The sequence below is a fragment of the Pseudomonas sp. GW821-FHT07G06 genome, from assembly GCF_058986625.1.
The window spans coordinates 618,331-640,580 of record NZ_JBYSVW010000002.1 but is presented as its reverse complement, the minus strand read 5'-3'; the positions used below and the strand labels follow the sequence as shown (position 1 = coordinate 640,580).

Sequence of the window (22,250 nt, the reverse complement as noted above, 5' to 3'; positions counted from 1 at the left end):
TCACTTTTGATGCGGCACCCAGGGGCGATGCAAGGATGAAAAAAAGTCATAAGTTGTTCGGCGCCAGCCTGCTGGCACTGGCGATCAGCGGATGCGCAGTCACCAGTGAGCCGATCGAACGCAGTGTCAGTGAGCAGCGGGCCAAAAGTGACCTGCAAGCCATGTACAAGGGGCAGGAGCCTCTTGGCGGCCCGTTGACCCTGCACCAGGCCATGGCCCGCGCGGTGAAGTACAACCTCGAAGGCCGGTTGAAAATCATGGAAGAGGCCCTGGCCAAGCGTCAGCTCGACCTCGCCAGTTTCGACATGCTGCCGCGCATGGCGCTGGACGCCGGATACGTGGGGCGCAACAACGTCAACGCCTCCAGCAGCCAGAGTGTACGCACCGGCACGCAGTCCCTGGAACCTTCGACCTCCCAGGACCGCGACCGTGATGTAGCGGACCTGACCATGGTCTGGAACGTGCTCGACTTTGGTGTCAGCTACATCAGCGCCAAGCAGCAGGGCGACCAGCGCCTGATCGTTCAGGAGCGTCGGCGCAAGGTGATCAACACCATCGTCCAGGACGTGCGTTCGGCGTACTGGCGGGCGATGGCCGCCGAACGCCTGCTCACACAGATCGACAGCCTGATGGCGCGGGTTGAAACCGCGCGCAACAACAGCCAGAGCATGAGCCAGCAACGCATTGGCGACCCGGTGCAGGCCCTCGGTTATCAGCGCTCGCTGATCGAGGCGACCCGCCAGCTGGAAGAGCAGCGCCGTGCGTTGTCACTGGCCAAGACCGAACTGGCAACCCTGATCAACCTGCCGATGGGCACGGAGCTGACCCTGGCAACCGATAACGGTTATGAGATTCCCGAGCTCAAGGTCGACCTGGCCAGCCTCGAACAGGAAGCCCTGACCAGTCGTCCGGAACTGCGTGAGCAGGATTATCAGACCCGCATCAGCGCGGCTGAAACCCGCAAGGCCATGTTGCGCCTGCTGCCGGGCCTGGAGTTCTCCGCCGGCGGACATTACGACAGCAACTCGTTCCTGGTGGAGCAAGGCTGGGCTGATTACGGCGTCAAAGTCACCTGGAACCTGTTCAACGTGATCTCGGCTCCGGCGGCGATCGACGTAGCCAAGGCCGGTGAAGAAGTCGCCACGGCGCGCCGTCAGGCGATGTCGATTGCGGTGCTGGCGCAGCTGTATGTGGCCAATGCCAACTACCGCGAGGCCTTGCGCCAGTTCAAGACCAATCAGCAATTGTCGGACATCGACGGGCAAATCGTCGGTCAGTTGCGTAACCGTCACCAGGCGGACGGTATCGGAGAGCTTGATCTGATCCAGGGGGAACTCAACACCTTGCAGGCCGATCTGCGTCGTGACCTGTCCTACGCCGACCTGCGCAACGCCTATGGGCAGATTTTCGCCAGCGCCGGTCTCGACCCGCTGCCGGATCAGGTGCAATCGACGCAAGTCCAGTCCATCGCCACGGCCCTGGCCAACCGCGAAGCGGCCTGGGCGGCAGGTGATATTACGGTGCCGGTGGCTCATGTCCCGGTGCGCTGACGTGAAGGCCCCGAGCGCCAGCGTCAGCCGGGCTCAGCGCGAGCGACGCAACGGTCATCGCGGCGCGGCCATCCTGCTGACCGGCCTGCCGGCGGCAGGCAAGTCGACCCTTGCGCAAGCGCTGCACGCCGAGTTGTTTGCCCGCGGACTGCAAAGCGTGGTGCTCGATGGTGACGGGCTGCGGGTGGGGCTCAACCGGGACCTGGGCTTTGGCGACAGCGATCGTCAGGAGAACATCCGCCGCGCCAGCGAACTGGCATCGTTGCTGGTGGAGAACGGACACATCGTGATCCTGGCGATGATCGCGCCCTTGGTAGAGTTGCGTGATGTGTTCGCCCGGCGACTCGGTGACGACTACCGGGAAGTCTGGTGCAGCGCGGCCCTGGCGGTGTGCGAGCAACGCGATCCGAAAGGTCACTATGCCCGTGCCCGACGTGGGGAGTTGACCGGCTTTACCGGGGTGTCTGCGCCGTATCAGGCGCCGGTCGATGCGGCGCTGGTGCTCGACACAGGGGTACAAACGGTCGAGGCCTGCCTTGATCGACTGCTGACCTGGCTCACTGAATCCGAAGTGCTGCCCAGGTCCTGACCGATCGGCGTTCAGGGTTTTGGTGACAAGTCAGCCATGCCCTTGAGCAACTCGATCGGCAACGGAAAGACGATGGTCGAGCTCTTGTCGCCGGCAATCGAACTCAGGGTCTGCATGTAGCGCAGTTGCATGGCCCCCGGTTGGCGGCCAAGCATTTCGGCGGCCTGCATGAGTTTTTCCGAGGCCTGCAATTCACCTTCGGCGTGGATCACCTTGGCGCGCCGTTCCCGTTCGGCTTCGGCTTGCTTGGCGATGGCACGGACCATCGATTCATTGAGGTCCACGTGCTTGATCTCGACGTTGGCGACCTTGATGCCCCAGGCGTCGGTCTGGGCGTCGAGTACTTGCTGGATGTCCAGGTTCAACCGTTCGCGTTCGGCCAGCAGTTCGTCCAGTTCGTGTTTACCCAGCACCGCCCGCAACGTGGTTTGCGCCAATTGACTGGTGGCGGCCAGGAAGTCCTCGACCTGGATGATGGCTTTCTGCGGATCGAGCACGCGGAAATACAGCACCGCGTTGACCTTGACCGACACGTTGTCGCGGGTGATCACGTCTTGTGGCGGCACGTCCAGCACCACGGTGCGCAAATCGACCCTGACCATTTGCTGGACCACCGGAATCAGCAGGATCAGGCCGGGGCCCTTGACCTGCCAGAAGCGCCCGAGCTGGAACACCACCCCGCGCTCGTACTCGCGCAGGATGCGGAACGTCGACCCCGCCAGTGCGATGAGCAACAGCAGCAGCGCGACAAGACCCAATTGCAAACCCATGACTATTCTCCGCCCGGCGCCGCGTCAGCCGCGGCCACTTGCAGCAGCAAGCCCTTGCGCCCCACCACCCGCACCCGTTGCCCGGGTTGCAGCGGCGTCGCGCTGAGTACCTGCCATTGTTCTCCTTGCAGATGCACCCAGCCGCCATAGGCGTTGCCGGCCTGCAATGACGTCACCGCCGTCACGCTGCCGAGCAGCCCGGCATCACCACTGACGATGTGGCGCGGTCGGGTTTTCAAGGCGTGTATCACCAGGTAGATCAGTAGCAGCGCGCTGACCACTGCCAGGCCGACCATCAACGGCACGGGCACTTCGGTGTTGGACAGGATCACCGCGCCGATCACGAACATCACGATGCCGCCCAGGCCGATCACGCCGTAATTGGGCAGGGCCGCCTCGGCGATCAGGAACGCGATGCCGAAGGTGATCAGCCAGATCCCCACGGGATTGGGCACCAGCAACACAACCGTGTCGGCAGCGCAGGCCGATCCGCTCAACGCCAACAGCAACGCAACTGCACAGCAACGCGTGTTCACTTGACCCTCCGGGAGAGTCGTGGAGTGGCTCTGAGTACAGTTTAGTTGAGCCTCGACCTGTATGAATTTTGCTCAATTGTCATCGTCGGCCGATGGGCGGATTTCCCGCCGGATCACGCCGGCGGGCCTAGACTTTTACTACGCAAGCAACGCTTTAACCATCGTCTGCCAGCGATCACGGCGGACACCGAGGTGCATCATGCGTATGGCAAGAACCGTGCAGCGAAGCCTGGAGAAGGCTCAATGCGAATATGACATCGTCAGCCACCCCCACTCGGCCAGCAGCCTCGAAACGGCGCGGGTCGCCGGTATTCCTGCCGAACGGGTGGCCAAATCGGTGATCCTCGACGATCACCATGGGCACTACCTGATGGCTGTGCTGCCCGCCAGCCGTCACCTTGACCTGAGCAAGGTCCGCAGCAGCGGTGAGTGGCAGGTTTCCCGCGAAAGCAACCTGGCGCACCTGTTCGACGATTGCGAACGCGGTGCCGTACCGGCGCTGGGTGAGTCCTATGGATTGGAAGTGGTCATCGACCCGCTGCTGACCCGGCAGAAAGACATCTATCTGGAGGCCGGCAACCACGTCAACCTGGTGCGCATGGACATGCCCGAGTTCCTGAAAATGGTGCCCCATGCGGAGGTGCGGGAGTTGAGTCATTGAGGTTTGTGCTGCCAATGCTGACGTCTTCGCGAGCAGGCTCGCTCCCACAGGGGGGAACGAATTTTCCTGTGGGAGCGAGCCTGCTCGCGAATGACCGCGCAGCGGTCCCTAAATTGATCCCCAGGAGTTCAACATGGAAAGCCCGACCCACAACCTGCCATCCCTGTTCAAACAACTCGGCCTGCCGGACGACGCCGAAAGCATCGATAAATTCATCGCCACCCATTCACCGCTAAAACCGGAACTGCACCTTGCGGATGCATTTTTCTGGAGCCCGAGCCAGGCGGAGCTTCTGCGTGAAGAGATACTCGATGACGCAGATTGGGCGGAGGTGGTGGATCAACTGGATGTGATGTTGAGGAAGGGGCGGGGGGTGTAAATAACGGATAGGCGGCGGCTCACAGAGGTTGCTCTGATCGAACTAATTGACCAAAATTAAGACCTTATTTGAGGTCTTAATTATGCAAAATGTTTTGGCCGATATGGCTGTCAGCGTGTCTGAACTAAAGAAAAACCCCTCTGCCGTTTTGAATGGCGCCCATGGAGGGCCCGTCGCGGTGCTCAATCACAATCGCGTCATGGGCTACATGGTTCCTGCCGATGTGTTCGAAGCCATGATGGAGCGCCTTGATGATTTGGAGTTGGCGGAACTCGTGCGTTCTCGTCGTCATGAAACGCCGATCCCGGTAACGCTGGATGACTTATAAGCTCGAATTTCTCCCGTCGGCACGCAAAGAATGGGACAAGCTGGGGCACACAGTACGTGAGCAATTCAAAAAGAAACTGTCAGAGCGGCTTGAGGTGCCTCGAATCCAGTCTGACGCGCTGCATGGCATGCCTGACTGCTACAAGATCAAGCTGAGGTCATCGGGGTATCGACTCGTCTACGAGGTGATAGATGAGCGCATCGTTGTTTCTGTCGTTGCAGTAGGAAAGCGCGAACGCAGTGAGGTGTATGAGCGCGCCAGGAAACGTTGAGGGCTCTCGGCAGGTCGCTGTTATGTATTTGTTTCAAAACTTGACGGAAAATCCTCTCCAATGCAATATTGATAGTTAGCAAACTAACAGTGTGTGTTTTCCCTCGTGCCGAACAACCTCGACGTTCTCCAGATGAACATCAGCAGTGCCATGGTGGTGGCCGCCAGGCATTGGCGCAAAATCTGCCAGACCACGCTGGTCAACTATGGAATCTCCGAAGCCTGCGCCGTTCCGCTGTTGATGATCGGGCGCCTGGGCGAGGGCGTGCGTCAGGTGACGGTGGCGCAGGCCACAGGGATGGAGAGCCCATCGCTGGTGCGCCTGCTGGATCAACTGTGCCATTCCGGTTACGTCTGCCGGACCGAAGATACCCAGGACCGCCGCGCCAAATGCCTGAGCCTGACCGAAACCGGCCGGGAGCTGGTGCAGGCGGTCGAAGTGGAGTTGGTGCGCTTGCGCCAGGAAGTCCTTGAAGGCATTGACCCGAGTGATCTGGAAGCTACGCTGCGGGTACTGAGAGCTTTTGAAGCGGCCACGCCGCCATCGGTGGCCAACTCTTGAACGGATTTTTCGCAGGCATGCCCCCGGCGCGAGACTGGTTCTACGGGGTCCGCACCTTCGCCGCATCGATGATCGCGCTGTACATCGCCCTGCTCATGCAAATGCCGCGTCCGTACTGGGCGATGGCCACGGTGTACATCGTTTCCAGCCCGTTTCTCGGCCCTACCAGTTCCAAGGCGTTGTACCGGGCAATCGGCACCTTTATCGGCGCGGCGGCGGCGGTGCTGTTCGTGCCGATGTTCGTGCAGAGCCCCTACGTGCTGGTGGTGGTGATTGCACTGTGGACCGGCACGCTGCTGTTTCTGTCCCTGCATTTGCGCACCGCGAACAACTACGCCTTGATGCTCGCCGGCTATACCTTGCCGTTGATCGCCCTGCCGGTGGTGAACAACCCGCTTGGGGTGTGGGACGTGGCCGAGGCGCGGACCGAAGAAATCTTTCTGGGCATCGCGGTGGCGGCGGTGGTCGGTGCCATGTTCTGGCCGCGGCGCCTGGCGCCGGTGTTCAATGATTCGGTGAGCAAATGGTTTACCGATGCATCGACCTACAGCCTGCGTTTCCTCAGTCGCAACGTGCAGCCTGAAGAAGTCAGTGCGTTGCGCGCATCGATGGTCGCCACCTTCAACTCCCTGGAGTTGATGATCGGTCAGTTGCCCCACGAAGGTTCGCGTCCGCAGACGGTGCGCAACACCAAGGAGTTGCGTGGGCGGATGATTCATCTGCTGCCGGTAGTCGATGCCCTCGACGATGCGCTTTATGCCCTGGAACGACGTACGCCCGAGCTTGTGGACAAGTTCGCGCCGTTGCTGGCGGCCACCACCGAATGGCTCGGGCACAAGGATGCCGACCTCGACCGCTGGCAAGCACTCAAGGATCAACTGGAAGCCCTGCAACCTGCCCCTGAAGCGCTGGATGACCGCAAGCAACTGCTGTTCTCCAACGCGATTTACCGTCTCGGCGAGTGGATCGACTTGTGGCAGGACTGCCGCAGCCTGCAATACGCCATCCAGTGCGAAAGCCAGGACAGCTGGCGCGCGGTGTATCGGCACTGGCGGCTGGGGCGGCTGTCCCCGTTTCTGGATCGCGGCCTGATGTTGTATTCCGCGGCTTCCACCGTCACCGCGATTATCGTGGCCTCGGTGTTGTGGATACTGCTCGGCTGGACCGATGGCGGCAGCGCCGTGATCCTGGCAGCGGTGGCGTGCAGCTTCTTCGCCTCGATGGACGACCCGGCGCCGCAGATTTACCGGTTCTTTTTCTGGACGGCGATGTCGGTGGTGTTCGCCAGCCTTTATCTGTTTCTGGTGCTGCCCAATCTGCATGACTTTCCGATGCTGGTGCTGGCGTTTGCCGTGCCGTTCATTTGTGTCGGCACCCTGACGGTCAAGCCGCAGTTTTACCTGGGTATGCTGCTGACCCTGGTCAACACCTCGTCATTCATCAGCATTCAGGGCGCCTACGACGCCGACTTCCTCAGCTTCGCCAACTCCAACCTGGCCGGTCCCATGGGGCTGCTGTTCGCGTTCATCTGGACCCTGATCGCCCGGCCGTTCGGGGCCGAGCTGGCAGCCAAGCGCCTGACCCGTTTCAGCTGGCGTGACATTGTCGGCCTCTCCGAGCCGGCCACGTTGTCCGAACATCGGCTGTTGGGCATAAAGATGCTCGATCGGCTGATGCAGCACCTGCCGCGCCTGGCCATGACCGGCCAGGACTCCGGCGTGGCACTGCGGGAAGTGCGGGTGGCGCTGAATCTGCTGGACCTGCTCGCCCATACGCCGCGGGTCCTCGGTGTGCCGCAGGTGTTGCTGCGCCAGGTAGTCGCCGAGGTTGGCGAGTACTTCAAGGCCTGTCTCAAGGCCGGTGAGCGCTTGCCGGCACCGAGCCCGCTGCTGATGACCCTCGACCGCACGCGTCGCGCCCTCAGCGGTGCCGGCGATGACGAAACCCGTCGGCATCTGCTGCACGCCCTGAGCGGCCTGCGCCTGGCACTGTTGCCCGGCGTCGAATTCGTCGGCACCGCCGAACCCGAAGAACCGCTTCCCCATGGCATTGATGGAGCGCCTTTATGATCGGTGACCTGGATGTCAGCGGGGTGTTTCTGCCCACGCTGCTGGTGCTGATGGGCATTACCTATGTGTTGTACCTGTTGGTGCACGGGGTGCTGACGCGCCTGCACTTTTACCGTCTGGTCTGGCACCGGGCATTGTTCAACGTGGCCCTCTACGCCCTGCTGCTTGGCGCCGTGGACTCACTCAGTCGATACCTGATGACATGAAAAAACCCTTTCTAACCCTTGGTCGCGTGGTGTTGACCCTGCTGATCGTGAGCTTCGCCGTGGTCGTGGTCTGGCGCATGGTGATGTATTACATGTTCGCGCCCTGGACCCGCGATGGGCACATCCGTGCCGACATCGTGCAAATCGCGCCGGATGTATCCGGGCTGATCCAGCAAGTGGAGGTACGCGACAACCAGTTGGTCAAGCGCGGTCAGGTGCTGTTCAGCATCGATCCGGACCGCTTCAAGCTGGCACTGCGCCAAGCGAAAGCGGCTGTCGCCGACCGCGAAGAAACCCTGGCCCAGGCCCAGCGCGAGGCCAAGCGAAACAAAGGCCTCGGTAACCTGGTGCCGGGTGAGCAACTGGAAGAAAGCCAGTCGAAAGTGGCCCGCGCCCAAGTGGCCTTGATGGAAGCCCAGGTAGCGGTGGACAGCGCGCAGCTGAACCTCGACCGCTCGGTGATCCGCAGCCCGGTGGATGGCTACGTCAACGACCGTGCGCCACGGGCCCAGGAGTTCGTCAGCGCCGGGCGTCCGGTGTTGTCGGTGGTCGACAGCAATTCGTTCCACATCGACGGCTATTTCGAAGAAACCAAACTGAACGGCATCCATATCGGCCAGAGCGTCGACATCCGGGTGATCGGCGACAATGCGCGCTTGCGCGGGCACGTAGAAAGCATCGTTGCCGGTATCGAAGACCGCGACCGCACCAGCGGCAACAACCTGCTGCCCAACGTCAACCCGGCCTTCAGTTGGGTGCGCCTGGCCCAACGGATTCCGGTGCGCATCGCTTTCGATGACGTGCCGGAAGATTTCCGCATGATCGCCGGGCGCACCGCCACGGTATCGATCATCGACGATCAGCCACGGGAGCCGGCGCAATGAGCAAGGCCTCGGGTTTGGCGGTCGCCGGTTTGGGTTTGCTGCTGTCGGCGTGCCAGATGGTCGGGCCGGATTATCACTTGCCCGAAGAGGCGGCTGTCCATCGTCCAGATATCCAGGGCGATCTGGCGGTCGACGGCAAAACGGTGGTGTCCGCACCGGTGCCGGCCGATTGGTGGCGCCTGTACAAGGACCCGCGACTCGACCAACTGGTACAGCAGGCCATGGCCTCCAACACCGATTTGCGCGTGGCGGCGGCCAGCCTGTTGCGGTCTCGCGCTCAGGTGGATGAGGCCGAAGCGGCGGGCGGCTGGAGCGGCGGCGTGCAGATGGGTGCCCAGCGCTTGCAGGAGTCCGGCCAGGCGTTCCTGATACCGGAGAAAGTGCCGGTGGCCAACATTGGCGACATCGGCATCAGCGCGTCCTACCAGTTCGACCTGTTCGGTACCTTGCAGCGCGGTATCGAAGCGGCCAAGGCCAATGCCGATGCGACGCAGGCCGCCGCCGATACGGCACGCATCACCGTTGTGGCCGACGTGGTACGGGCCTACACCCAAGTGTGCGCGGCCAATGAAGAGCGGGAAATCGCCCAGCACTCCCTCGACCTGCAAGCGCAAAGCACCACACTGATCCAGCGCCTGCGCGATGCCGGGCGTGGCGACGAAACCCAGGTCACCCGCTCGCAAACCCAATTCAAATCCCTGCGCGCCGACATGCCGCGCTATGAGGCCTCACGTCAGGCCGGGCTGTATCGCCTGTCGATGTTGCTGGCCAAACCGGTGGACCAACTGCCGGCCGGCACCGCCACCTGCGACGAGCTGCCGAAAATCGCGCAATTGGTCCCGGTGGGCGATGGCGCCGCGCTGCTCAAGCGTCGCCCGGATGTGCGGCAGGCCGAGCGACGGCTGGCGGCTGCGACGGCCGGTATCGGTGTCGCCACGGGTGAGCTGTACCCGAATATCAGCATCGGCGCGACCATCGGTACCGTCGGTATCCTCGACGATCTCGGCGACCCGTCGACCAACCGCTGGGGCTTCGGCCCGTCGCTGACCTGGAAGGTGCCGACCAACGGCGCCCGGGCGCGCATCCGCGAAGCCGAAGCGGTGACCCAGGCGACGCTGGCGCATTTCGATGGGGTGGTGCTCAACGCGATTCGTGAAACCCAGACCAGCCTTGCCCAATACACGGCCTTGCTGCAACGCCGCGACGCCTTGGCCGATGCCGAGCAATCGGCAAAACTGGCGGCAGAACAGACCCATCGCTTCTTCCAGGCCGGCCGTGAATCGTTCCTGGCGGACCTGCAAGCGACCCGCACCTACACGGATGTCACGGCGCAATTGGCCGCTGCCAACACCCAGGTAGCCGCCAGCCAGATCGATTTGTTCCTTGCGTTGGGCGGCGGCTGGGAAAGCGGACGAACGCAAGCGTCGAACTCCGGCAAACCCTGAGGCCGTTGCTATGCTTTGAAGTGTTGGAAGGGCGCCTCGTGCAAAGCGCCCTTTCTTCGCACAAGGCTCGCGCAGGTCAGGGGGAAACCAATAATGAAAAACCCTTATGCTCTCGGCTTCTGGTGCGCCATCGTGGCATTAGTGCTGCTGTCGGCCACCTATTTCTATGGCGTCATGCTGGCCCACCAGATCGACAAGGCTCTGGTGTTCCTCGACAGTGCCGTCGCGTTGATAGCCGTGATGTCCGTTGCGGTGGTGGCCTGGGCCTCGGTCCAGAATCAGCGCATCAAAAAAAGACAACTCGAACAAGGCAAGACCCTGGTCCTGATCTGGGATACCAAGGTGGCGTTGCGTCGTGTCGAAACGGTGTTCGACCGTTATTTCTGGGGCAGTTACTGGCAACCGGGGCGCACGTTCCAGGAAGTCATGGGCGAATTGACCGGCACGCCGCTGGAAAAAAGCCTCGAAAACCTGAAAAAACAATGCCTGGCGCTGGACCGGCAAGTGGCTGACGACGGTCGGCACTGGCTCAGCAATGCCCGGGAGCTGGCTGATGTCGCCACGGCCATGGCCCGCGAACGTTATCAACTGGACGTCTGCGACCCGCGCGCGGAAGTGACGGGCGGAGCGGTGATCAACCGCGACTTCGAAGTGCTGGTGTACACCTGGACGGCGCGGCTTAAAAGCTTTGATCATCAGCTGGATGAGATTGAAGTCCAGTATTCCTGATTCTCTGTTGGCAAGACTGACGCCTTCGCGAGCAGGCTCGCTCCCACAGGGGAATGCATTACAATGTGGGAGCGAGCCTGCTCGCGAAGGCGATCGAACAGCTGCACCCCCAAGACACTCTTTCACCTTTAATCATTGGGCCGTTCGTCGCGCCTGATGCTAATCTGCATTCCACTTTCAGCGCAGTCGAGCCGCAACCCGTCATGGGTTCAGGGAAGACGACCACACTTTCAACAACGGACATTGAACGGGTCATACATGAACAAATCAGCAGGCGTGCTACTGGGAATTGTTGTCGCAATCGGTGCCATCAGCGCAGGCGGCGCCTGGTTCACCGGCACCAAGCTCGAAGGTGTGTTGAATACCTCGATTGCCGATGCCAACAAGGAGCTGCAAGCGGCCATGGTCGGTTCCAACGGCACCGCGTCGCTGGAGCTGGTGTCGCTGGAGCGTCATGTATTCAGCAGCACCGCGCACTATCGCCTCAAGGGCGAAGGTGAAATGTTCGGCGAAGCACCGGTCGAGCTGTTGTTTGTCGACCACATCGAACACGGCCCGTTGCCGTTCTCACGGCTGATGTCGTTGAAGTGGCTGCCGGTCCTGGCGACCAGTCACTACGAACTGGAAAAGACCCCGCTCACCGAGAAGTGGTTTGCCGCCGCCAAGGACAAATCCCCACTGACCGGCGTGGTCAACATCGGCTATGACAACGCCACCAACGGCACCTTCGAGTTGCAGCCGCTGGAAATGGCGCTGGATGACAAGTCGAGCATGAAATTCTCCGGCCTGAGCATGGACGTCGACGCCAGCGCCAAGGCGCAGAAGGTCAAGGCCAACGGCTACATGGACAGCCTGAAGGTGACCACCGTTTCCGAAGACCAGGCACCGGTGCAGGTTGAGTTGAACGGCCTGACCCTGGCCAGCAACCTGACCAAAAGTACCTACGGTTTCTATGTCGGCGAGAACGTCCTTGAACTGGCCAGCGGCAAATCGACTTTTGGCGTCAAGCAGTCGGTGCTGGACTTCAAGAAATTCGAGATGAAAAACCTGACGGAAGAAAAGGGCAGCAACGCCTCCGGGCGTGCGGACTACAAGGTCGGCGAAGTGTCCCTGAACGGCAAGGCCATCGGCTCCGGTGCGCTGACCATGAGCGTGAAGAACCTCGACATTCCGGCCACGATGTCGTTGATGCAGGTCTACCAGAGCAAACTGCAGCCGTATGAGCGTGCGGCGGCCGAAGCGACGGCAGCAGGCCTGCCGGCACCGGAGCTGAAACTGACCGAAGCCGAAGAGGCATTGCTCAAATCCAGCCTGGAAAAACTGCTGGCGGCCGGTCCGCAGGTGGCCCTGGAAAACCTGTCATTCAACACCGCCAACGGTGAGAGCCGCGCCAACATGGTGCTCGACCTGACCAAGCCACAAGCCATCGACCTGCCGACCGATCAGTTGGTCAGGCAGTTGATCGCGTTGCTGGACTTCAAACTGAAAGTGTCCAAACCCATGCTGGTCGATGTGCTCACCGTGCAGTCGCAAATCGACGGTCAGACCGACGCCAAGCTGATTGCCGATCAGGCCACCGCCACCGCGGACATGTTCAGCAGCATGGCGGTCGGCAGCCAACTGGCAAAACTGGACGGCAACAACATCGTCACCAACTTGCGTTACGCCAACAATCAGGTGGACTTCAACGGCCAGAAAATGACCGTCGAAGAGTTTGCCGGTTTTGTCATGAGCAAGTTTGCGGAAACCGGCGCCACCGAATAACGGCGGCCGTTTACCCGGTAACGCCCGGCCTCTGCATCGCGCAGGTGCCGGGCGTTTTGCTGTACGGCATCTCTAAGGAACGTCACGGATCAGGCGCCATGCCTCTTCCCAGGGCAAGGGTTGTTTCATCCGCTCGGCGAGCATCGCCATGGCCCGGTCCATCTCGCAGGCTACCGCCGCCGATACCACGCCATTTTTTCCGAACAGGCCGATGAAGGGCGGATCGTAAGGGTCGCCCTTGAACTCGACTTCGTCCCAGGCCTCGGCGTGCCCGAGGTAGTCGTAGGTCTTGCCGAAATGCCAGGTCCAGAAAAACGGCACGTCGAGGTAATGCTCGTCCCCGCCCAGCATATTGGCCGCAGCGATCCGCGCCTGCTGTTGGGCCAGTCGCCAGTGTTCGATGCGCACGTATTGGTTGTTCAGCGGGAAGGTGGCGATATCGCCAGCCGCCCAGAGGCCGTCGGCCACACGCATTGCGCCGTCGACACGCAGCGACTGATCCTGCTCTTTCGCCAGCCCGGTGAAGGCGGCGGTGGCTGGCGTGACGCCAATGCCGACCAGCACCAGATCGGCCGCCAGGCGTTGGCCATTGTCCAGACGCACGGCTTCGACCTTGTCCGTTCCCTCGATTTGCGCCGCATTGCCCTCGGTATGAAACATCACGCCATGGGCTTCATGTTGCGCGCGAATGGCCTTGCCGACCGTTTCGCCGAACTGTTTGGCAAATGGCACTGCGTGGCGGGCCAGCACGGTCACGTCCAGGCCAAGCTGGCGCAGGGACGAGGCGGACTCCATGGCAATGAAACTGTCGCCGATGATCACCACCCGTTGGCCGGCGCTGGCGTTGTTCAGAATCTGCTGCGCATGGGCTCTGGAGCGTAAAACGAACACCTGCGGCAAGTCGGCGCCGGGCAGCGTCAACAGCTTGGGTTCGCCGCCGGTGGCCAGCAGCGCGGCGTCGTAGGTCAGTGATTGGCCGTCAGTCAGCCGCAGTGTGCGGTTTGATGCGTCCAGGCTGGCCACTTCGCCCTGCAGGCGCTCGATGCGCTGCTCGCGGTAAAACGCCTCGTCGCGCAGCGGCGGGACTTCCTGCGGCGGCATTTCCCCGGCGATCACGTATTTGCTCAGCGCGGTGCGGTCGTATCCGGCCTCGGCTTCGCGGTCGATCAACAGCACCCGCCCACCGAAGCCTTTCTCGCGCAACGCCGCCGCTGCCGCCGTGCCTGCCGCGCCAGCACCGATAATAATGAAGGTTCGTGGATCGTCGGCCGGTGGCGTGTGGGCGTCCGATAATGGCTGGTCGCCGACCCAGATATCGCCGTCACGCACCTCGAGGGGATAGCGCTTGAGACTGTCCAGGGCTGGCGGTTCACACAGGCCGCCATCCTCGATCCGAAACTGCGCCTTGTGCCATGGACAGGTCAGGCGACCGTTGCATACCGCACCGTCAGCCAGCGGGGCGCCGGCATGCGGGCATTCGGCCTGATAAGCGCGAAGTTGCTCACCGGCCCGCAACAGCAGAATCTTGCTGCCCTGGACTTGCACTTCCAGACCCCGGTCTTCGGGCACATGGGTGACACGCGCAACGCGATGCAGAGTCATGATTGCTCTCCAGTCAGACGTTTACTTATGAGTCTGGCGCTTATCGCGAGGTTCAGCCAACTCCCCCTGCCACGGCGTGAACGGTCCGGCTATAGTTTGCACGCCGACGACGGCCCAACACGCACAAGGTGCTCCGGAATGACCCGATTGACCTCAATCAACGCTTGGCTCGCAGCCGCCGCTGTCGCCCTTTGCGTGCAGTTCCCGGCGCAGGCCCAGGAACGCTTCACCCTGAACATTCCCGGAGTTTCCGATGACCGTCTGTTCACGTCGGCCGCTGCGAGCGATTCGGCGGGCTGTGGCGGACACAACATTTCCCCGGCATTGAACTGGAACACCGGCCCGGCCGCCACCCAAAGCTACGCCATCGTCATGCACGACCCGGACGGCCAGAAAGGCCAGGGCATCGATCAGTGGGTGCATTACGGCATCAAGGCCGGTACCCACCAAATCCCGGCCGGTGCCGGGAGCAAACCCGGCCTCGAGGGCGTTGGCGGTACCAACAGCCAGAACACCACCGGCTACATCGGCCCTTGCCCGCCCGTTGGCGACAGCGCGCACCACTACATCATCCAGATCTACGCCCTGGACCTGGCCCCGGACGCCTTGCCCGCCGGCCTGACCCGTGTGCAGCTGCTGGAAAAAATCAAAGGCCACGTCCTGAGAAACAGCAGCGTGGTGCGGCGCTATCACCGCTAAAGGCGGATTTACAGAAAACTGAAGTGCGCAGCATGGCTGGGATTTGGCATCCGCCCCCGAAAGCGCGCACTATCAGGCCATAGCCGATGCGTTGGAGGATGCCGTGGCAAAAAAAATCGACCGCATCGCCCAAATGCTCAACTGCCCGCAAAAGGGTGAGGAACTACGGCGAGCGATTACCGAGAGTCGCAAGGATTTTCTGCTGAACCAGCCGGAAGAAGACGTTGTTGAAGACGACGACCTTGAAGAGGAGCTTTGCGAGGACGACGAGGACGATGATGAGTACGACGAGTTCGACTGGACGACAGAATGAAAAAAACCGCCTTTGGCGGTTTTTTTGTTTAGTGCGTAACCGGTGCGTAGGATCGAATGACTGATTTTTAAAGAATTTTGGTAGTCCATTTCCGAGATTGTTCGGAACCACCGCTCAAGCGGTAGTTTGGTTAAAGTTTGTAGTTACCATGGGGCATCGCTTCCTGGGAGCAACCAATGAAAGCCGAGAAAACCATTGCCACCTATCGTCGTTTGAGGACCTTACCTCTATGGCGGCTTCTAGCATCGGACCACGGTCCTCTGGTCTTGGGGTTGCTTCAGACTCTTCTCTATGAGAACGACCGTAGTCTGCCGGCCTCTATCTTTCACGAGCGTATTGAACGAGAGCTCGAAGAGCTACGGGCGCGAGGCGAAAAGCTGGCGACAGCACAGATCTATGTTGCGGGATGGCTGGCGGACGGGTACCTCGAGAGACGCTTTCCACCGGGTGCTTCAGAGGAAGAGTACGAGCTGACTACCGCTGCTGTAGAGGCGGTTCGTTTTGTTTCAAACATGGAGCAGCCTTACTCGGCGGCAACTGAGAGCCGTTTGACGTTGGTTATTCAGGCACTCGTTCATTTGGCCGAGGATACCGATCAGGATAAACATCGTCGTATCGATCGCTTGTTAACTGAGCAGGCTCGTATCAGCAAAGAAATAGAAGCCATTCAGAATGGGACGATTCGAGTACTTGCCGATGCATCAGCGGTGGAACGAGCACGCGAAATCATCGCATTAGCTGACGGTCTGACAGGCGACTTTCGCCGCGTTCGCGACCAATTCGATCAGCTCAATCGAGGGCTGAGGGAGCGGATCATGGACAACGATGGCAATCGGGGGGACACACTTGGCTCTCTTTTCGCCGGGATAGACCTGATCGGTGAAAGTGAGGCGGGTAGAACATTTTCTGCGTTTTGGCGATTACTCACAGATCCTGAACAGGCGGCCACTCTAGACCAAGCGCTGGATAGCGTGATGTCGAGGGAGTTTGTATCCCTTCTAGACGGCAAAGACCGGCGTTTTTTGCTTCGTATGACGCGTAATCTGCTGGAACAGGGAGGAGCGGTCCACGAGGTCCTGCAAACCTTTGCTCGCAGCCTTCGGCACTTCGTACAAAGTCGTGAGTACCTTGAGCAGCGACGCCTGAACCAACTACTCAAAGATGCTCAGCGTGCAGCTTTGGCATTGAAGGATGAGGTCAAGGCCACAGAAGCATTGAATTACAGCCTAGATTTGACCAGCTCCAAAATCTGGTCGTACTCCCAATGGGGGCTCTACGACCCGTCTCTACAGGCTTTACCGGATCAAATGCGTGAAGGCGATGCCCCACCCATCGATTTGGAGTCTGTGGGAAATCTGGTAGCCCAGTCGGAGATCGATTTTCGCACCTTAAAAGCTAATGTTCGTGAGGTACTTACCCTCAGAGCTCAGGCCACCATTGCAGAGGTCCTTGAACTGTTTCCTGCTGAGCAGGGGCTTGGAAGCGTAATCGGACTGCTGGCACTCGGCAGCCGTCACGGTTTCAGGGGCCAAAGCCACGAAATGGTGAACTGGCTGGGAGGGGACAATCGGGCGCGTGGGGCACGCATACCCACTCTGATATTCACAAGGGAGCGAATTGATGAACTGGTCTGAACATTTCCCTCCAGGGTTGCCGGATTCTGAACCGGAAAGCGAGCCCCCGAAGCCAGTTGAACACGAAAACGCAAATGCATTGTTCGTTAACGACAGTGGTGAATTACCGCTTGATGCTCGTCGTGCATTAGTGCAGCTGCTTGCGGGGCCTTCTTTGGATGGAAGACGGCACTCAAAGCTCTGGCCGGTGCTGATGCGTGATGAGGCGGTGATTCGCCGTCGTCTTGCAGATTTGTTCCTGGAATTGGTCATTGATGTTGATCTGGAAGTGGCCTTTACCCGTCAGGCAGACACCGGAGACCTTGAGGTTCCCAGACTACTTCGCCGTGCCCATTTGACCTTCATTGACTCCATTTTGCTGCTACATCTGCGGCACTTGCTGACTCAAGCTGAAGCCCGAGGAGAGCGGGCTGTTGTCTCGGTTGAAGAAATCGTCGAGTTTCTTCATTTGTATGAGCGAGCCGGCAGTACTGATCGTGCGGGTTTTACCAAGCGGATACACGCGTCTATTGAGAAAATCAAAAAGCACAGCATTTTGCAGAAAATCCGCCACGGCGCAGATCGATTCGAAATTTCTCCAACTCTGAAGCTACTTTTCTCAGCAGAGGAAATACAGCTTCTTACCAGCCTGTACCAACGAATGGCTGCGGGCGAGTTGTCCATGGATCGGGACAACTTTACTCAAAATCAAGGAGCAGACGAATGATTCCAGTTCCTCAAACCGGCTTGTTGTTTGAACGAGAGCAGTTCCGAATGTCGCGGTTGCAGGTGTTCAACTGGGGCACATTTTCCGGTATCCACGACGTCCCTATCTCAGATCGTGGTTTTCTCTTTGTCGGTCGTTCTGGTGCAGGAAAATCGACTCTACTAGACGCATTTTCAGCTTTGCTGGTTCCGCCTCAGTGGGTGGATTTCAATGCGGCCGCGCGAGAGGCGGAGAAGACCGGTCGGGACCGTAATCTGGTCAGCTACGTGCGGGGTGCCTGGGCAGAGCAGAAAGATGGCGAATCCGGTGAAATCGCTACTCGCTATCTGCGCACGGGGACGACCTGGTCGGCTTTGGCACTCACTTACCGCAACGAGCTTGGCCAGAAGGTCGTGCTCGTTCGACTTTTCTGGATACGCGGCAATGCCAACGGTTTAACCGACGTTAGCCTTCAGTACCTAATTTTCGAGAGAGATTTCGATCTACGCGAACTGGACGCGTTTGCACAATGGAATTTTGACGTACGCAAGCTGAATCAAGCATTTCCGGAGGCCTTCAGCCAAAACAAATTTCGGGCTTACTGCGAGCGCTTTTGCCGAATTCTTGGAATAGAGAGCGAAATGGCGCTTCGATTGCTCCATAAGACGCAATCGGCCAAAAATCTGGGAGATCTCAATAATTTCCTCCGTGATTTCATGCTCGACAAACCCCCGACCTTTGAAGTGGCCGACCGGTTAGTGAGTGAGTTCGCAGAGCTTAACGGTGCGCATCAGGCGGTGGTCACTGCTCGTGAGCAGGTCCAGACTCTTGTTCCGGCGCGCGACATGCATGAAGGGATGCAAACACTGCAGCTTGAGCGTAGTGGTCTTCAAGAGTTGCAGGCGGGAATCGACAACTATCGAGAAACGCTACGCATTGACTTGTTAGAGAAACATATTGCGGAACTACTCATTCAATCTGAAGGGCAGCAAGGAGAGCGGGACCGTCGTAAAGCAATTCTCGGTAACCATACAACCGGGTTGCATGATCTGGAGCGTCAGCACCGAGAAATGGGTGGGGACCAGATCGAGCAATGGAAGACCGAAGTTGCAACGCTCGCAGAGCAGCGAGCTGAACGATTGCGTAAGCGTGAACAGGCCAACGAGGCTTGCAAAAAGCTTGGCTGGAGCTTGCGGGAGACGCCTCAGGGATTCGCCGAGCAGGTAGGTGAAGCGCGGGAAGAAATTGAGCAATGGGAAAGTGGAAGCAATGATTGCCTGGGGCAGCAGGTCCGGCTTACCAGCGAAAAACAGCAGGCAGAAACCGCATTCACGTCTACCGTGAAAGAGGTTGAGGCGCTTAGGCGTCAACCGTCCAACATCCCGGCGGAAATGTTGGAGCTACGTAATGAGATTGCCTCAGCCATCGGCCTGGCGGATAACGCATTGCCTTTCGTCGGGGAGCTAATTGAAGTCAAAGTCGACGCTGGGTCATGGCAGGGCGCTATTGAACGGGTTTTGCGCGGTTTCGCACTGTCACTGCTAGTGGACGAGCGACACTATGCTGCATTGTCGACCCATCTGAACAACACGCAGCTTGGGAAACGTCTGGTTTATTACCGCACAGGGCGGGTGGAGTCGTTTCAATCCAAGCCCATCAGCAACGACTCTCTTGTCCTCAAGCTGAACGTCAAGGACGGGGCACAGGCGAACTGGCTGAAAAACGAATTGCAGCAACGATTCAACTACAGTTGCGTTGATTCCGTGCAGATGTTTCGAAACGCGGAGCGAGCCCTCACGAAGGAAGGGCAAATCAAGCATAGTAAAACCCGACACGAAAAGGATGATCGTCGTAAAGTCGATGACCGTCGCAATTGGGTATTGGGCTTCAATAACCGCGACAAACTGGAGCTATTCGAACAACAGGCACGGCAGTTGGCCGACCAGGTTGGCGAGCTCAGCCGTAAACTCAAAGTGCTTGTGGATCACGATAAGGCGCAGCGAGCTCGCGCTATGCATTGGCAGACGCTGGTGAACTTGCGTTGGCAAGAGATTGATGCCGCTGCGGTTCTTGATCGAATCTCGACGTTGGAACGACAAATCAGGGATGTTCAATCTGGGAATATTGCTCTGCAACAAATCGGCGAGCAGATTGAATCGCTGAGAAAGCAAATTGAAAAGGCCAGCGAGTCGTTACGTGAAATCGAGGTTGCTGAGGCAGCTACCTGCTTGCTGATCGCCACTCAGCAGAAAAAACTTCAGGAACTTCAAGTCGATGACTCTCTCGTTGCGCTGACGCCTGATCAACAGCGAGGTCTTGCAGAGCGTTACTCCAATCTGCCAGATATTGTCCGGCTTGAAAATCTCGATCGCCTGACCACTCTTCTTGAAAGAAAAATGCGCGATGAGATCGGGGACTTCAGTTTAAAAATTAGTCAGCTCGCCAACGGTGTTGAGCAACACTTTGCCGAGTTCAAGCGCAGATGGCCTCTCGACGCGGGGGATCTGGACACTAGCTTGCTGAGTGCAGCAGATTTTTTCGCAAAACTGATTCGATTGGAAACCGATGGTCTACCTGCGTATGAGCAGCACTTCTTCGATCTCTTGCGTAATCAAAGTCATCAGAATCTTGCGGCACTCTCTACTTATTTGAACGACGCCAGAAAGGCGATTCTGGAACGTATGGAATTGGTGAACGAAAGTCTCAATCAAGTGCCATTCAACCAGAGCGCCAGCCAGAAAACGTATCTTCACATCGATGCCAATGATCGACAGTTGCCCGCTGTCAGGGAGTTCAAGCAGGATATCCAGGAAGCCATGCGTCACGCCTGGTCGGATGATCGTGAATTTGCCGAGTTGCGATTCATGACATTACGTCGACTCGTCGACAAACTTTCCAGTCAGGAGCCTGAGCAGAAACGATGGCGTGATGCGGTGCTGGACGTACGTCAACACGTTGAATTCATCGGTCGTGAAATGGATGAAGAGGGCGTCGAGGTCGAAATCTATCGAAGTGGTGCGGGTAAATCGGGCGGGCAACGCCAGAAGCTCGCCACGACCTGTCTGGCCGCCGCTCTCAGATACCAATTGGGTGGTAACGAACACGGTGTTCCCATGTATGCGCCGGTTGTCCTCGACGAGGCATTCGACAAGGCGGACAACGAGTTCACAACGCTGGCGATGAACATATTTACCAATTTCGGTTTTCAGATGATTGTGGCGACCCCCCTAAAGTCAGTGATGACGTTGGAGCCCTTTATCGGTGGCGCTTGTTTTGTGGATATCAGCGACCGTCGAACCTCTGGTGTTTTGTTGATCGAATACGACGACGATCGTCGCAGGCTCAAGTTGCCGGAGCATGCCAGGGAAGGGGAAAACGTTGAAGACGCCTAAGGAAGTGCACACGCAGCTGACCAGAAAATTTCAGAATAAGCACCGCGAATGGCTACAGGTGCAAATTGCGCAAGAAGTTCACCTCTCCCTTTGGCCTTTGGAGATCAATCTGGGTGTCCCGACGGAGCAGGAAGCGTTGCGCCAACCTGATGGCGTTCTAAGCTGGGTGCATGCCTGGCAAAGTTGGCAGGGTGCAGGCGTTTTAGTTTGGGGCGAGCGCCGCTGGCGATCCTTGGGAACCCAGCGCGTTCCGGAAAGGCTGCTGTTAGAGGGGCCTGCAGACGTCGCTGTTTGGGTCGGTGAAAGCGCACGATGGGCAAGAGCCCTGGACCGTTATGCGGCATTAGTCGAACGATGGCCTGTATTGGACGGGGTGGTTGCTCGGTATTTCAATGTGCTGGCTGACTACAGTGATGTGGATTTCACCCGGCTCATCGAGATGTTGACCTGGATTAGCGAACATCCCGACTCAAACCTCTTCCCCCGACAATTGCCCATAGCTGGTGTCGACAGCAAATGGTTGGATGGTCGTAAAGCTCTGGTGGCCGAACTTCTGGCTCACTTACAAAGTGATCCACTGGGTAGTCGTGATTTCTTTCAGCGGTGTGGGCTCAGGCCATTGCCCCAACTAATGCGCCTGAGGGTCCTGGATCCTCTGCTCCGGCGTCAGTTAGGTGGACTAGGCGATATTAGTGCGCCTTTGGAACAGATATCGGCCTTGAATTTGTCCGTGGATCGAGTGTTCATCGTCGAGAACCTCCAGACGGGGTTGGCCTTCGATGAACTCCCCGGGACGGTCGTTATCATGAGACTAGGCTACGCCGTCGACGTTCTTGGGCAACTTCCCTGGCTCGCCAACAAAAAGTGTTTCTACTGGGGGGATTTGGATACACATGGCTTCGCTATTTTGAGTCGAGCGCGAAGTTACTTGCCAGAGCTGCAAACCCTGATGATGGATGAGCACACATTGCTTTCCCATCAGCCCCTTTGGGGAGAAGAAAAGGATCCCCACCTTGCACTGAATTTACCCAACCTCTTCGCTTCGGAGCAGCTTCTTTATGAGAAGCTCAAGCAAAACACGCTAGGGCAGAATGTGCGATTGGAACAAGAGCGAATAAGCTGGGATTTTGCTTGGAACACCATACGACATCTTGGCGAGGATTAACTGTCTGAGGTGACACCT

Annotated in this window: 22 protein-coding genes; 19 read left to right on the top strand and 3 right to left on the bottom strand. The window is 58.9% G+C overall.

Features of this window, described 5'->3' with window-relative positions; genetic code table 11:
- Positions 1–35: 35 nt before the first annotated feature.
- Positions 36–1,550 carry a TolC family protein gene (locus tag AC3WJW_RS06465; protein ID WP_217836832.1) on the top strand — a complete coding sequence of 505 codons (1,515 nt, stop codon included), beginning with the start codon at positions 36–38 and terminating at the stop codon, positions 1,548–1,550.
- Positions 1,534–2,139 (top strand): adenylyl-sulfate kinase, encoded by a 606-nt coding sequence (gene cysC, locus AC3WJW_RS06460; RefSeq protein WP_493725497.1) that lies wholly within the window; start codon positions 1,534–1,536, stop codon positions 2,137–2,139. Before AC3WJW_RS06465 ends, cysC begins: the two co-directional genes overlap by 17 nt.
- 11 nt (positions 2,140–2,150) lie before the next feature.
- Here the strand turns inward: cysC and AC3WJW_RS06455 are convergent, their stop codons facing one another.
- Positions 2,151–2,909: a slipin family protein gene (locus AC3WJW_RS06455; RefSeq protein ID WP_116582504.1), complete on the bottom strand. Its 759-nt coding sequence runs from the start codon at positions 2,907–2,909 to the stop codon at positions 2,151–2,153.
- Positions 2,910–2,911: 2 nt separating this feature from the next.
- Positions 2,912–3,445, bottom strand: a complete 534-nt coding sequence (locus tag AC3WJW_RS06450) for an NfeD family protein (protein ID WP_493725496.1) — start codon at positions 3,443–3,445, stop codon at positions 2,912–2,914.
- Between the two features lie 199 nt (positions 3,446–3,644).
- Here AC3WJW_RS06450 and AC3WJW_RS06445 point away from each other — a divergent pair, with 199 nt between their 5' ends.
- The 11 genes from AC3WJW_RS06445 (at position 3,645) to AC3WJW_RS06395 (ending at position 12,742) form a co-directional block, all read left to right on the top strand.
- On the top strand, positions 3,645–4,106 hold the full coding sequence (locus AC3WJW_RS06445; RefSeq protein WP_007975646.1) for an aminoacyl-tRNA deacylase: 462 nt from the start codon (positions 3,645–3,647) through the stop codon (positions 4,104–4,106).
- A 133-nt stretch (positions 4,107–4,239) separates the two neighbouring features.
- Positions 4,240–4,485 carry a DUF2789 domain-containing protein gene (locus AC3WJW_RS06440; RefSeq protein WP_015092958.1) on the top strand — a complete coding sequence of 82 codons (246 nt, stop codon included), beginning with the start codon at positions 4,240–4,242 and terminating at the stop codon, positions 4,483–4,485.
- An 82-nt stretch (positions 4,486–4,567) separates the two neighbouring features.
- A complete protein-coding gene (locus AC3WJW_RS06435; protein WP_007975643.1) occupies positions 4,568–4,813 on the top strand; it encodes a type II toxin-antitoxin system prevent-host-death family antitoxin in 246 nt (81 codons plus the stop codon).
- Positions 4,803–5,084 (top strand): type II toxin-antitoxin system RelE family toxin, encoded by a 282-nt coding sequence (locus tag AC3WJW_RS06430; RefSeq protein ID WP_007975642.1) that lies wholly within the window; start codon positions 4,803–4,805, stop codon positions 5,082–5,084. Before AC3WJW_RS06435 ends, AC3WJW_RS06430 begins: the two co-directional genes overlap by 11 nt.
- Positions 5,085–5,216: 132 nt before the next feature.
- The gene (locus AC3WJW_RS06425) at positions 5,217–5,645 is read left to right on the top strand and encodes a MarR family winged helix-turn-helix transcriptional regulator (RefSeq protein WP_493725495.1); all 429 of its coding nucleotides are present in this window, start codon (positions 5,217–5,219) and stop codon (positions 5,643–5,645) included.
- The gene (locus AC3WJW_RS06420; RefSeq protein ID WP_493725494.1) at positions 5,642–7,714 is read left to right on the top strand and encodes an FUSC family protein; all 2,073 of its coding nucleotides are present in this window, start codon (positions 5,642–5,644) and stop codon (positions 7,712–7,714) included. The genes AC3WJW_RS06425 and AC3WJW_RS06420 overlap by 4 nt, the downstream gene beginning before the upstream one ends.
- Entirely contained in the window at positions 7,711–7,920 is a 210-nt protein-coding gene (locus AC3WJW_RS06415) for a DUF1656 domain-containing protein (RefSeq protein ID WP_007975639.1), read from the top strand. Before AC3WJW_RS06420 ends, AC3WJW_RS06415 begins: the two co-directional genes overlap by 4 nt.
- The gene (locus tag AC3WJW_RS06410; protein ID WP_429387373.1) at positions 7,917–8,804 is read left to right on the top strand and encodes an efflux RND transporter periplasmic adaptor subunit; all 888 of its coding nucleotides are present in this window, start codon (positions 7,917–7,919) and stop codon (positions 8,802–8,804) included. Before AC3WJW_RS06415 ends, AC3WJW_RS06410 begins: the two co-directional genes overlap by 4 nt.
- Complete coding sequence (locus AC3WJW_RS06405) at positions 8,801–10,249, top strand: efflux transporter outer membrane subunit (protein WP_116582510.1); 1,449 nt, start codon at positions 8,801–8,803, stop codon at positions 10,247–10,249. The genes AC3WJW_RS06410 and AC3WJW_RS06405 overlap by 4 nt, the downstream gene beginning before the upstream one ends.
- A 93-nt stretch (positions 10,250–10,342) precedes the next feature.
- On the top strand, positions 10,343–10,978 hold the full coding sequence (locus AC3WJW_RS06400) for an NADH:ubiquinone oxidoreductase subunit N (RefSeq protein WP_493725493.1): 636 nt from the start codon (positions 10,343–10,345) through the stop codon (positions 10,976–10,978).
- Positions 10,979–11,236: 258 nt separating this feature from the next.
- Positions 11,237–12,742, top strand: a complete 1,506-nt coding sequence (locus AC3WJW_RS06395) for a YdgA family protein (protein WP_493725492.1) — start codon at positions 11,237–11,239, stop codon at positions 12,740–12,742.
- 72 nt (positions 12,743–12,814) lie between these two features.
- Here AC3WJW_RS06395 and AC3WJW_RS06390 read toward each other — a convergent pair whose 3' ends face one another.
- Positions 12,815–14,344, bottom strand: coding sequence for an FAD-dependent oxidoreductase (locus AC3WJW_RS06390; protein ID WP_493725491.1), 1,530 nt, complete (start codon positions 14,342–14,344; stop codon positions 12,815–12,817).
- A 138-nt stretch (positions 14,345–14,482) separates the two neighbouring features.
- On the opposite strand from AC3WJW_RS06390, the gene AC3WJW_RS06385 reads away from it, so the two are divergent.
- The 6 genes from AC3WJW_RS06385 to AC3WJW_RS06360 all read left to right on the top strand — a co-directional run bounded on the left by AC3WJW_RS06385 (position 14,483) and on the right by AC3WJW_RS06360 (position 22,232).
- A complete protein-coding gene (locus AC3WJW_RS06385; RefSeq protein ID WP_493725490.1) occupies positions 14,483–15,043 on the top strand; it encodes a YbhB/YbcL family Raf kinase inhibitor-like protein in 561 nt (186 codons plus the stop codon).
- 43 nt (positions 15,044–15,086) lie between these two features.
- A complete protein-coding gene (locus tag AC3WJW_RS06380) occupies positions 15,087–15,356 on the top strand; it encodes a hypothetical protein (RefSeq protein ID WP_493725489.1) in 270 nt (89 codons plus the stop codon).
- 176 nt (positions 15,357–15,532) lie between these two features.
- Positions 15,533–16,990, top strand: coding sequence for a DUF3375 domain-containing protein (locus tag AC3WJW_RS06375; RefSeq protein WP_493725488.1), 1,458 nt, complete (start codon positions 15,533–15,535; stop codon positions 16,988–16,990).
- Positions 16,977–17,696, top strand: a complete 720-nt coding sequence (locus AC3WJW_RS06370) for a DUF4194 domain-containing protein (RefSeq protein WP_493725487.1) — start codon at positions 16,977–16,979, stop codon at positions 17,694–17,696. Before AC3WJW_RS06375 ends, AC3WJW_RS06370 begins: the two co-directional genes overlap by 14 nt.
- On the top strand, positions 17,693–21,067 hold the full coding sequence (locus AC3WJW_RS06365) for an ATP-binding protein (RefSeq protein ID WP_493725486.1): 3,375 nt from the start codon (positions 17,693–17,695) through the stop codon (positions 21,065–21,067). Before AC3WJW_RS06370 ends, AC3WJW_RS06365 begins: the two co-directional genes overlap by 4 nt.
- Positions 21,054–22,232 (top strand): Wadjet anti-phage system protein JetD domain-containing protein, encoded by a 1,179-nt coding sequence (locus tag AC3WJW_RS06360; protein ID WP_493725485.1) that lies wholly within the window; start codon positions 21,054–21,056, stop codon positions 22,230–22,232. The genes AC3WJW_RS06365 and AC3WJW_RS06360 overlap by 14 nt, the downstream gene beginning before the upstream one ends.
- Positions 22,233–22,250: the final 18 nt, after the last annotated feature.

Excerpts from the sequence above, each read along its gene's own strand:
- AC3WJW_RS06465 (WP_217836832.1), top strand. The coding sequence starts at position 36 with ATGAAAAAAAGTCATAAGTTGTTCGGCGCCAGCCTGCTGGCACTGGCG.
- cysC (WP_493725497.1), top strand. The coding sequence starts at position 1,534 with ATGTCCCGGTGCGCTGACGTGAAGGCCCCGAGCGCCAGCGTCAGCCGG.
- AC3WJW_RS06455 (WP_116582504.1), bottom strand. The coding sequence starts at position 2,909 with ATGGGTTTGCAATTGGGTCTTGTCGCGCTGCTGCTGTTGCTCATCGCA.
- AC3WJW_RS06445 (WP_007975646.1), top strand. The coding sequence starts at position 3,645 with ATGCGTATGGCAAGAACCGTGCAGCGAAGCCTGGAGAAGGCTCAATGC.
- AC3WJW_RS06440 (WP_015092958.1), top strand. The coding sequence starts at position 4,240 with ATGGAAAGCCCGACCCACAACCTGCCATCCCTGTTCAAACAACTCGGC.
- AC3WJW_RS06435 (WP_007975643.1), top strand. The coding sequence starts at position 4,568 with ATGCAAAATGTTTTGGCCGATATGGCTGTCAGCGTGTCTGAACTAAAG.
- AC3WJW_RS06430 (WP_007975642.1), top strand. The coding sequence starts at position 4,803 with ATGACTTATAAGCTCGAATTTCTCCCGTCGGCACGCAAAGAATGGGAC.
- AC3WJW_RS06425 (WP_493725495.1), top strand. The coding sequence starts at position 5,217 with ATGAACATCAGCAGTGCCATGGTGGTGGCCGCCAGGCATTGGCGCAAA.
- AC3WJW_RS06415 (WP_007975639.1), top strand. The coding sequence starts at position 7,711 with ATGATCGGTGACCTGGATGTCAGCGGGGTGTTTCTGCCCACGCTGCTG.
- AC3WJW_RS06410 (WP_429387373.1), top strand. The coding sequence starts at position 7,917 with ATGAAAAAACCCTTTCTAACCCTTGGTCGCGTGGTGTTGACCCTGCTG.
- AC3WJW_RS06405 (WP_116582510.1), top strand. The coding sequence starts at position 8,801 with ATGAGCAAGGCCTCGGGTTTGGCGGTCGCCGGTTTGGGTTTGCTGCTG.
- AC3WJW_RS06400 (WP_493725493.1), top strand. The coding sequence starts at position 10,343 with ATGAAAAACCCTTATGCTCTCGGCTTCTGGTGCGCCATCGTGGCATTA.
- AC3WJW_RS06395 (WP_493725492.1), top strand. The coding sequence starts at position 11,237 with ATGAACAAATCAGCAGGCGTGCTACTGGGAATTGTTGTCGCAATCGGT.
- AC3WJW_RS06390 (WP_493725491.1), bottom strand. The coding sequence starts at position 14,344 with ATGACTCTGCATCGCGTTGCGCGTGTCACCCATGTGCCCGAAGACCGG.
- AC3WJW_RS06385 (WP_493725490.1), top strand. The coding sequence starts at position 14,483 with ATGACCCGATTGACCTCAATCAACGCTTGGCTCGCAGCCGCCGCTGTC.
- AC3WJW_RS06375 (WP_493725488.1), top strand. The coding sequence starts at position 15,533 with ATGAAAGCCGAGAAAACCATTGCCACCTATCGTCGTTTGAGGACCTTA.
- AC3WJW_RS06370 (WP_493725487.1), top strand. The coding sequence starts at position 16,977 with ATGAACTGGTCTGAACATTTCCCTCCAGGGTTGCCGGATTCTGAACCG.
- AC3WJW_RS06365 (WP_493725486.1), top strand. The coding sequence starts at position 17,693 with ATGATTCCAGTTCCTCAAACCGGCTTGTTGTTTGAACGAGAGCAGTTC.